Source organism: Roseitalea sp. (genome assembly GCF_984466335.1).
This window is the reverse complement of record NZ_CFIFWG010000225.1, coordinates 1-3315: the sequence shown is the minus strand read 5'-3', so window position 1 is coordinate 3315 and position 3315 is coordinate 1. Positions and strand designations below refer to the sequence as shown.

3 protein-coding genes are annotated in these 3315 nt (G+C 64.6%); 1 reads left to right on the top strand and 2 read right to left on the bottom strand.

Going from position 1 to position 3315, the window contains the following annotated elements; genetic code table 11:
• On the bottom strand, positions 1 to 1152 hold a 1152-nt coding region (locus AC5E6L_RS14745), incomplete at its 3' end, for an efflux RND transporter permease subunit (RefSeq protein ID WP_491774303.1).
• Positions 1152 to 2288 (bottom strand): efflux RND transporter periplasmic adaptor subunit, encoded by a 1137-nt coding sequence (locus AC5E6L_RS14740; RefSeq protein WP_491774299.1) that lies wholly within the window; start codon positions 2286 to 2288, stop codon positions 1152 to 1154. The genes AC5E6L_RS14740 and AC5E6L_RS14745, both read right to left, overlap by 1 nt.
• Before the next feature lie 350 nt (positions 2289 to 2638).
• Between AC5E6L_RS14740 and AC5E6L_RS14735 the strand changes: the two genes are divergently transcribed.
• Complete coding sequence (locus AC5E6L_RS14735; protein WP_491774297.1) at positions 2639 to 3247, top strand: TetR/AcrR family transcriptional regulator; 609 nt, start codon at positions 2639 to 2641, stop codon at positions 3245 to 3247.
• Positions 3248 to 3315 lie beyond the last annotated feature (68 nt).

The window sequence follows — 3315 nt, the reverse complement described above, 5'->3', positions numbered from 1 at the left end:
GACGACCAGGTTCACCGTGTAGCCGGCCAGCGACAGGAACAGGATTCCCATCAGGAACGAGGTCGGTATGGCAAGGCCGATCAGCAGCGACGAGCGGAACCCCAGATAGAACAGGATCACGATGAAGACGAGGATCACCGCCGTCAGCACCGAGTTCTGGAGATCGGCGAGCAGGGTGCGGATTTCCTCGGAACGGTCCTGCGAGAAGGTGATCTCGACGCCCGGCGGCAATTGCGCCTTGAAGGCTTCGGTCCGGGCCCTTACCGCGTCGACCGTCTCGATCAGGTTGGCGCCGGCGCGCTTGGACACTTCGATGGCGATGGCCGGCTTGCCGTTCAGCCGCGCGACCGTCTGGCGATCCTCGAACGTGTTGCGGATCGTGGCCAGATCGCGCGCCCGGACGACGGCATTGCCGCTGACCGCGATGGGAAGGTTGGCGATGTCCTCGACCGTTTCGATCAGCGCCGGCACCTTGACCGCATACTGGCCCTGATCGCCCTGGAGCGTACCGGCCGCCACGAGGCGGTTGTTGGCCGCGACCCCGCCCACCAGCGCATCGAGTTGCAGATTGTAGGAGGACAGCTTGACCGGATCGATGATCACGTCGACCTGCTCGTCGCGCGCGCCCTGCATCTGGGCATCCAGGACGCCGTTCACCTCCTCGATCTGGTCGCGAAGCGCCTTGGCCGCACGCGTCAGGACGCGCTCGGGTGCATCACCCGACAGGGTGACGACCAGAACCGGGAACTCGGATATGTTGACCTCGACGACGGCCGGCTCCTCCGTGCCGGCGGGAAACTCGCCCTTGATCTGATCGACCTCGGTCCGCACGTCCTCAAGCGCGGTCGCAAGGTTCGCGCTGGGATCGAATTCGACCACGATGTTGCCGCCGCCCTGATAGGCGCTGGCCGTCATCGTGTCGACGCCCTTGATGTTGGCCAGTTCCGCCTCAAGCGGCCGGATCAGCATCCGCTCGGCATCCTCCGGCGACACGCCCGAAAGGGACAGGCCCACATAGACCACCGGGAACTGGATATCCGGTTCGGCCTCCTTGGGAATGGCGACATAGGCCAGCGCTCCGGCGACCAGGAAGAACGCCAGGGTGACGATGGTCAGCCGCGCATTGCGAACGGCGAGTTCGAGAAATCCCATCATCGGCTTGCCGCTCCGCCCGTGGCTTCCGCGATCAGGCGCTCGATCACCGCGCTGTCGGCCTCGACCGGCTTCACCGTCTGTCCGTCGCCGACAAGGTTCTGGCCCACCACGATCACCCGCGCTCCGGGGGGGATGCCGCCGAGCAGAAGCGCATCGGTCGAATCGTCGACCAGGTCGATGGGAAAGAAGACGACCCGGTCGTCGTCACCGACCGCGCGCACGCCCAGTTCGCCCGTATCGTCGAGCGTGATGATCGAGCGCGGCACCGGCGTGGCGACGACCGGCGCGCCGCGCAGAAGGATCTCGGCGGTCATGCCTGCCGGCACCGACAGATCGGGGTTCGCCGCGACGACCTCGACGGTGAAGGTCCGCGTCGAGGACTGCGCCTGCCGGCTGATGTGCCGGATCGTCGCATCGATCGTCTCGCCGGTCACGAGGCGCATCTGCGCCATGCCGCCGACGGCGATCGTGCGCAGATCGCTTTCATTGACCTCGCCGACGCCGACGATCGGATCGAGCGACATCAGATGCGCGACCGGCGTGCCCTTGTCGACCGAGCCGCCCTGCTCGACCGTCACCTCATCGACGATGCCGCCAAAGGGCGCCGTGATTTCGAGCCGGTCGAGTTCGGCCACGGCGGCCTCGTGCCGGCTTTCCGCCAGGCGCAGGGCCGAGCGCTGCTGGTCGAGCTGCAATCGCGGCAGCGTGCCCCGGTCGACCAGTTGCGCGCGGGCGGCGAATTCGGCGCGTGCCTGTTCGAGCGATGCCGCCGCGCTGCGCGCGGCGGCATCGCGACCCTCCGGCGCGATGCGGGCGATCACCTGGCCTTCCGCGACAAGATCGCCCTGTTCGACGAGCAGTTCGGCGATGATGCCGTCGGCCCGGGCGGTGATGTGCGTTTGCTTGTCCGCCTGCGTTGTGCCCGAAACCCGCACGGTGCGGGCGTGATCGACGCTCGGTATCGTGGCAACGGCCACCGACTGGACGGCGCGCGGCTCGGCGGAAACGGCCTCGGCTGTCCCGGCGGCCTCATCCTGGCCGGTGGCGCTTCCGACAAATGAGAAATCACCCGTCAGGACCCAGGCGGCCGATGCGATGAACACCAAAATCGCCGCATAGCGATGCGCTTTCATTGGAAGACCCAGCTATAGCGTTCTGTAATGGGCTTGAGCCATTCCGCCGGGCCGATTCGGATCAAGGCCAAGGCTTTTGGCGAGGAGCGTATCGGTATATGCCCGATCCGAAGACCACCGGATTTGAGCCAAGAAGGCCGACAAGCAAAATTGATTCAATCTCATGACGGAACGCTCTAAGGTTTGTGGGCTCCCTTGCGAGCCCTCGATCTGCACTACGCGCCCAAGGCTGCCTTGGACCGCGACACACTCAATATACGGGTTTGGGAAATGGCGATTGCGAAACCGGTTTGAAACCCCTGTTTGACAATTTGACAAAATAACGAAAAATGTCATAAAGTCAATACACCATGCTTCACTTCTGTCCAGACGACAAGCGCGGGACCATCTTGCAGGCGGCGCTGGAGGTGTTCGTCACCTACGGCTTCCGCAAGACATCGATGGATGACATTGCGCGCGGGGCCGGCATGTCGAGGCCGGCCCTTTATCATGTATTCAAAAACAAAACGGAAATATTCCGCGGGCTGGCCGAAGCCATGATGGCGAACGCGGCCGCCGAGGCGCGCGCCGGCTTTGCGGTGAGCGGCACCTTCCGCGACAAGCTCCGCCACGCCATGGAGCGGTCGATCCTGGAGATGCACCGGTTCATCGAACGGACCGCGCACGGCCAGGAACTGATGGGCATCAGCGACGAGATCGCCAGCGACATCAGCGAGATCTGGACCGGCACGCTGACCGATGTGATCGCCGAGGCGTTGACGCGGGCCGAGCATGACGGGCTTGCGGATCTCGCCCGGTTCAATGCCGACGCCGACACGGTCGCCCGCATTTTCGTCTTCGCGCTCGAAGGCTTGAAGGAAGAGGTCAAGAAGGGCCGCCCGATCGAGGCGCATATGCATGAGATCATCGACTTCATCGCCGATGCCGTGGACGCCCGCCAGCCCGCCCACTGTGCGTAGAGCGGTTTGTCTCTAGATGGGAGCGGATTGATGGACAGGGTTTTTCGCCGCGGCGAGGAAAACACCGC